The following is a 6,617-nucleotide window of genomic DNA, read 5'->3' as shown; positions in this document are numbered from 1 at the left end:
CGACCGCCTGGTTCGCCGCCCTTGCCCCCGCGACCTGCGCGAATGCGTGGCCCGCAAGCGTTTCGCCCGGCTGCGGCAGGCGCGGCGCGCGCGCGACGAGATCCATGTTCAGGCTGCCGACCACCGTCACGTGCCCGCGCGCTTCGTTCGTTGTCACTGCTGTCTCCTTCGTCTTGCGTTGGGCGCGGTCCTTGTTGCGCCCGCATTCATCGCGCGCGGGTGCCCGCGCGCCTGCCATCACGCCGCTTTCGCGTTGCGGCGTGCGCCGGCGAACGCCGCCGTCGATTCGCGCAAAATCAGGCGCGGCGCGATCACGCGGCGCCGGAACGCGGCGCCCGCCTGCGTGCCCGACGTGCCGCTGATCCGCTCGATCAGCGTCTGCGCGGCCATTTCGCCGAGCGCGCGCACCGACTGGCCGACCGTCGACAGCGCCGGGTATGTAAACCGCCCGAGTTCGATGTCGTCGAAGCCGATGATCGAGCAGTCCTGCGGCACGCGCAACCCGCGTTCGGCCGCCGCGCGCAACGCGCCGATGCCCATCATGTCGTTGCCCGCGAAAATTGCCGTGGGGCGCACCGTATCGAACAGCTGGCCCGCCGCGCGATAGCCGCCGCTGCCCGAAAAGTCGCTTTCGACGATGCCGTCGGGCGCGATCTCGATGCCGCGCTCCGCCATCGCGCGAATGAAGCCGTGCACGCGCATCGCGCTGACGGCCGTCGTGACGGGACCCGTAATGCAGCCGATCTTCGAATGCCCGAGTTGCAGCAGGTGGCGCGTCGCGAGATAGGCGCCCTTTTCGTGGTCGATCTGCACGAGATCGGCGGACACGCCCTCGATATTGCGGTCGACGATCACGAGCGGCTCGCGCGAATCGGCGAGCGTCTGCGCAAGGATGGCGTCATCGCCCGCCGATGCGACGATCAGCCCGTCGATGCGCTTTTCTTGCAGCACGCGCAGGTAATTGCGCTGCTTCGCGGGATCATCGTCCGAGTTGCAGAAAAACACGCAATAGCCATTGCGCGCGCAACCGTCCTCGATGCCCCGCGCCATTTCCGCGAAATACGGATTCGTGCTGTTGGGCACGACGAGCCCGATCGTCGCGGTCGAGCGCGCCTTCAGCGACCGCGCCACGGCCGACGGCACGTAATTGAGCTGGCGGATCGCCAGCTCGACCTTTGAGCGTACGTCCGCCGATACGGGCCGCGTGTTGTTCACCACATGCGATACCGTCGTGAACGACACGCCGGCTATGGCCGCCACATCCTTGATCGTCGCCATAAGCTTGTTACTCCCTGCCTGTTTTTACTGCTGGCCAATGCAGCTCATGCTGCATCCGCGGTGCTCTCGTTCGTTCTCGCGAAGCGGCTGCCGTCCCGCGCCACGGCGGCCGCCCTTTGTTCACCCTGACATCAACTGCGCTTGCGCCTGCTTCGATACGTATCCAGCACCACGGCGACCACGATCACGGCGCCCGTGATGATCCGCTTGGTCGGCTCGTTCGCGCCGATCTGCGCGAGGCCCGCTGCCAGCACCGAAATGATCAATACGCCGAAGAACGTGCTGATCACGGAGCCGCGCCCGCCCATCAGGCTCGTGCCGCCGATCACGACAGCCGCGATCACCTGCAGCTCCAGCCCGACGCCCGCGTTCGGGTCGGCCGCTTCCAGACGCGAGATCTGGAACAGCGCGGCGAGTCCCGACAGCGCACCCATCAGCGCGAACACGATGACCTTGTACGGCTTCGGATTGACGCCCGCGAGCCGCACGGCTTCTTCATTGGTGCCGATGCCGACCAGATAGCGGCCGAACACCGTCCGAGTGAGCACGAGCTGCGCCACGATCATCACGGCCACCGCGATCAGGAACGCCGGCGAAATGCCGACGGCGATCGGGTTGGACAGGAAGTCGAACGCATCGCCGATATAGGCGGTGCGCGAGTTCGTCATCTGATACGCGAAGCCGCGCGCCGCTTCGAGCACGCCGAGCGACACGATGAACGACGGAATCCGCCAGCCCACCGTCACGGCGCCCGTGACAGTGCCCGTCAGCGCCGCCGCCGCGAGACCGAGCACGGCTGCCGTCCATGGCCCCAGCTGCCACTTCAGCGACGCGACGCTCACCACCGACGCGCCCAGCGCCAGCACCGAGCCCACGGAAAGATCGATGCCGGCGATGATCAGCACGAACGTCATCCCGACCGACATCACGACGAGGTCGGGAATCTGGTTCGCGATCGTGACGAACGTGTCGTACGTCAGAAAGTGCGAGCTGAGCACCGAGAACAGTGCGATCATCGCGATCAGCGCGCCCAACAGTCCGAGATAGTTCGAAAAACCCAAACGCGTGCCCGCCGGCTTGCCGCTCGCGAGCGGCGCCGATGGATCGGCTGCCTGCGCCGCCGTAACGCCAGCGGCCGCGGCCGTCGAGTCCTTGTCCGCGATCCCGCGGTCGACCGGTTGATTGCTCATGACAGAGTCTCTCCTTCGTGGCTGTCGTGTGGGTGCAAGAGCGCCTCGCGGCTGCGATAGCCGGCGAAGGCCGCGGAGAGCAGCGCGTCCTGCGTCCACTCGTCGCGTTTGAACACACCCGTCATGCGTCCCGCCGACATCACGCCGATCCGGTCGCAGATCAGCATCAGTTCGCGCAGGTCGCTCGACACCACCACCAGCGCGCGCCCTTCACGGGCCAGCGCGCCCATCAATCCATAAATATCGAACTTCGCGCCGACATCGATGCCGCGCGTCGGTTCGTCGAACAGCAACACCTTGCAGTCGCGCGCCAGCCAGCGGCCGATCACGACCTTCTGCTGGTTGCCGCCCGACAGCTCGCCCACCGCCTGCGCCGGGCCCGACGTGCGGATGCGCATCGCGTCGATCTGCTTCTTCGCGAGCGCGTTCTCGCGCTTCGCGTCGACGATCCCATGCCGCGCGACGCTGCGCAGATTGCCGAGCGACACGTTCGCGGCGATCGGCTGCGGCAGCAGCAGGCCTTCCCCCTTGCGGTCTTCCGTGATCAGCGCGATGCCGTGCTTCACGGCGTCGGCGGGCGTTGCAATCTGCAGGGGCTCCGGCATCGCGCCGGCCGACCTCGCCAGCGACACCGTGCCGGCGTCCTTCGGGTCCGCGCCGTAAATGAGCCGCATCAGTTCCGTACGGCCCGCGCCGATCAGCCCGCTTACGCCGAAAATCTCGCCCGCCCTCACCTCGAACGACACGTCGCGCACGACGGGCGCGCGGCTCATGCCCTCGACCTTCAGCAGCGTCGAACCGATGTTGCGCACGCCCAGATCGATGCGCTCGCCGATCTCGCGTCCGACCATCAGCGTGACGATCTGGTCGCTCGACAGGTTCGCCATCGCGTCGACCTTCACCAGCCTGCCGTCGCGCAGCACTGCAATGCGCTCGGCCACGCGCGCCAGTTCCTCGAGCCGGTGCGAGATGTAAACCAGTGCGACGCCGCGCGCCTTCAGCGCATCGATCTGCTCGAACAGCAGTTCGACTTCGCGTGCCGTCAGCATCGCCGTCGGCTCGTCGAGGATCAGCACGCGGCAATCGCCGATCAGGTTGCGCGCGATCTCGACCATCTGCTGATGACCGATGCCCAGCTCGCCGACCAGCGTGTCGGGATCGATCGCTTCCAGCCCGACTTGCGCCATCGCTTCGCGCGCATCGTCGCGCAGCTTCGCGCGGTCGATCCAGCCGAAGCCCTTGCGCGGCAGCCGGTTCAAAAACAGGTTTTCCGCCACCGACAGCGTCGGCAGCAGGTTCAGCTCCTGCATCACCATGCGGATGCCGAGTGCTTCCGCTTCCGCGCGGCTCGCCGGCGCGTACGGCGCGCCGCCGAGTTGCATCGATCCCGTAGTGGGCTGCACGAGCCCGCCCACGATCTTCGACAGCGTGCTCTTGCCCGCGCCGTTCTCGCCCGTCAGCGCGAGCGCTTCCCCGGCGCGCAGCGCCAGCGAGACGTCGGCGAGCACAGGCTCGGCGTAGGTCTTGCCGATGCCCGTCACGGACACTACGGCAGGCAATCCGTCTTGGTCTGCTTGTTCGTCGGTCGATGCCATCGTGATTCAGATTTGGTAGCTGCCGTGCGGCGCCGTCGCGACACGCCTGCCGCGCGGGCAGCCCGTCGTGAAGCGCCGCAACATGGCTGCGCCCGTCATGTCCCCGGCGAAACGCAAGGTCGTGCGGCCGGGCGCGCAACATGCATCCGATTGCGCGCTGCCGTGCTCGGCCTTGCCCGGTTTGCCGCCGTCATCACGCCTACCTCTGGCAATAACGGCGGCATGACAGATTTCTTGAGCGCGTGCCTCACACTCACGCGCGGGCGCGTTCGGGCCGCGATGCCGCCTGAGCGCCCGCGCCGCCCGTTACTTCGTGACCAGATCGACGGGCGTTTCGACGACGCCCGACAGGTCCGACTGTTTCTTGTGCTCGGAGAGCGCCTTCAGCGCCACGTCGATGCCGAACACAGCCTGCTTCGCCGCGTACTGGTCGGCCGTGGCGAGCACGCGGCCGTCCTTCAGCATCGGCTTGATCGCGTTGATGTTGTCGTAGCCGACCACATAGACCTTGCCCTGCTTGCCCGCCGCGCGCACGGCCGACACTGCGCCGATGGCCATGTTGTCGTTGCCGCACAGCAACGCCTTGATGTTCGGATAGGCATTGAGCATCGACGACGCGATTGCGTTGCCCTTGTCGATTTCCCATTCGCCCGACTGCACCGAGTCGACCTTCGCGCCGACCTTCTGCATCGCCGTCTTGAAGCCGGCCGTGCGCTGCTGCGCGTTGGTCGTGGTCGACACGCCTTCGATGATGCCGACTTCGTCACCCGACTTGAGCTTCTTCGCCAGATAGTCGCCGACCTTCTCGGCGCCCTTGGCGTTGTCCGGGCCGACGAACGGCACGTTCAGGTCTTTCGACTTCAGCACGTCGGGATCGAGCCGGTTGTCGATGTTCACGACGATGATGCCCGCGTCCACCGCCTTCTTCACCACGGGCACGAGCGCCTTTGAATCCGCCGGCGCGAGCACGATGGCATCGACCTTCGGGACGATCATCTGTTCGACGATGCGGATCTGGTTCGCCGTGTCGGTTTCGTCCTTGATGCCATTCGTGATGAGGTCGAACTGGTTGGCGTTGTGCTTTTGATAGTCCTTCGCGCCGGTTTCCATCGTGAGGAAGAACTCGTTGGCGAGCGACTTCATCACGAGGGCGACCTTGGGCTTCTTCGCGGCCTGGGCAAAGGCCGGCTGGAACGGCATTGCGGCGGCTGCGGTGAAGACCACAGCGGCGGTCAAAACGCGGCGGCGAATGCGTTGGTTCATGCGGTATCTCCGGTTGTTGGACTCCGTGAGAGTCCGTTTCTGTTTGTGCGCAAACGTTTGCGAGCGCTATTCTCTGCGGTGCCCGAGCGGACTGTCAACGAAGGTGTGTGCTGCGCTGCACCGCACGGCGCGAGGCTGCGCGCGTGAGCATAAACGCGTGTTGCCGCACGGATTCTTCGGCACTTCGTGTAGCGTGGTGGCAAAGGTCACTCGCTTGGTTCCGCCTGGTGGTCGGCCGATGCGATGAACGCGGCCTGTTGTCAGGCTCGCGTCGCAGCGCTGCGGCTTGCTTCTGTTGCCCGGCGCGGTGACACGCCGGCCCTGCCTTTCTTTTGCTTCCATCCTCCCGCAAGCCGCAACTTATGTGGCAAGCAGGACGCATATGCTCGCCCTTTATTGCGCATGCTGCAAGGGAAAAAGCACAACATGCAGCGATCCACGCAACACCCGCGATCTGCGTATCATCACTGGATCGGGCCGTCGCCGCTGCTGATACCGAAGCGTCGAGACGCACGGCTGCATCGATGAAGGAGTCGCCATGTTCGGCATCAGCCAGTTCCCGCTGTTTCTCGTCGCCGTGACCGTGCTCAATCTGACGCCCGGTCCGGACATCGCGTACGTCGCCGGACAGAGCATCGCGCAGGGGCGGCGCGCGGGATTGCTTTCCGCACTTGGGGTCGCGTTCGGCGGCTGCCTGCATACGCTCGCGTGTGCTGTTGGGATCACGGCGCTGCTGGCGGCGTCGCCGGGCGCCTTCAACGCGATCAAGTGGATGGGCGCCGCGTACCTGATGTACCTCGGCCTCAGGATGCTATGGCCGACGGCCGCCGCCGTGGCGAAAGGCGAAAGCGCGCCCGACGCGCCCCGTCTGTCGCGCGGCACGCTGCTCTTTCGCGGCTTCGTGACAAACGCGTCGAACCCGAAGGTGTTGCTGTTCTATATTGCTTTCTTCCCACAGTTCGTCAGCGCCGACAGCGCGCACAAGACCCTTGCGTTTCTCGTACTGGGCGCCGTGTTCGTCACCCTCGGGCTGATCAATGATTGCGTGATCGCGTGGCTGGCCGCGACGGCCGCGCGTGCGGTGCGTTCGCGGCCGGCCGTGCGGCGGTGGATCGATCGCGTGGTAGGCGCCGGTTTTATCGGCCTGGGCGTGCGGCTGGCGCTGACCAAACGCTGACCAAGCGCTGACGCAGCGTTGACGCAGCACGGGCTGCGAGCCGATCCCGCGACGACAGGCGGGCGCGCCAGCAAGCGTCCGTGCTCGCGCGCGCATGCGTTTGCCCGCCCCGCT

General features: G+C 66.2%; 5 protein-coding genes and 1 pseudogene. 1 reads left to right on the top strand and 5 read right to left on the bottom strand.

From position 1 onward, the window contains the following. The 5 genes and pseudogenes from H3V53_RS11815 to H3V53_RS11795 all read right to left on the bottom strand — a co-directional run. Window positions 1–157, bottom strand: a pseudogene (locus H3V53_RS11815) (ribokinase); the annotation flags it as partial. Between the two features lie 80 nt (window positions 158–237). After that, the gene (locus H3V53_RS11810) at window positions 238–1,278 is read right to left on the bottom strand and encodes a LacI family DNA-binding transcriptional regulator (protein ID WP_336598048.1); all 1,041 of its coding nucleotides are present in this window, start codon (window positions 1,276–1,278) and stop codon (window positions 238–240) included. A 131-nt stretch (window positions 1,279–1,409) separates the two neighbouring features. Then, window positions 1,410–2,468 carry an ABC transporter permease gene (locus tag H3V53_RS11805; protein ID WP_336598047.1) on the bottom strand — a complete coding sequence of 353 codons (1,059 nt, stop codon included), beginning with the start codon at window positions 2,466–2,468 and terminating at the stop codon, window positions 1,410–1,412. Beyond that, a complete protein-coding gene (locus H3V53_RS11800; RefSeq protein WP_336598046.1) occupies window positions 2,465–4,063 on the bottom strand; it encodes a sugar ABC transporter ATP-binding protein in 1,599 nt (532 codons plus the stop codon). The genes H3V53_RS11805 and H3V53_RS11800 overlap by 4 nt, the downstream gene beginning before the upstream one ends. A 306-nt stretch (window positions 4,064–4,369) precedes the next feature. Beyond that, window positions 4,370–5,326, bottom strand: a complete 957-nt coding sequence (locus H3V53_RS11795; RefSeq protein ID WP_336598045.1) for a sugar ABC transporter substrate-binding protein — start codon at window positions 5,324–5,326, stop codon at window positions 4,370–4,372. A 538-nt stretch (window positions 5,327–5,864) separates the two neighbouring features. Here H3V53_RS11795 and H3V53_RS11790 point away from each other — a divergent pair. Continuing rightward, window positions 5,865–6,503, top strand: a complete 639-nt coding sequence (locus tag H3V53_RS11790; protein WP_336598044.1) for a LysE family translocator — start codon at window positions 5,865–5,867, stop codon at window positions 6,501–6,503. The last annotated feature ends 114 nt before the right edge of the window (window positions 6,504–6,617 follow it).

The sequence above is a fragment of the Paraburkholderia bengalensis genome, from assembly GCF_037126505.1.
Taxonomy (GTDB): domain Bacteria; phylum Pseudomonadota; class Gammaproteobacteria; order Burkholderiales; family Burkholderiaceae; genus Paraburkholderia; species Paraburkholderia bengalensis.
This window is presented reverse-complemented; position numbering and strand designations above follow the sequence as displayed.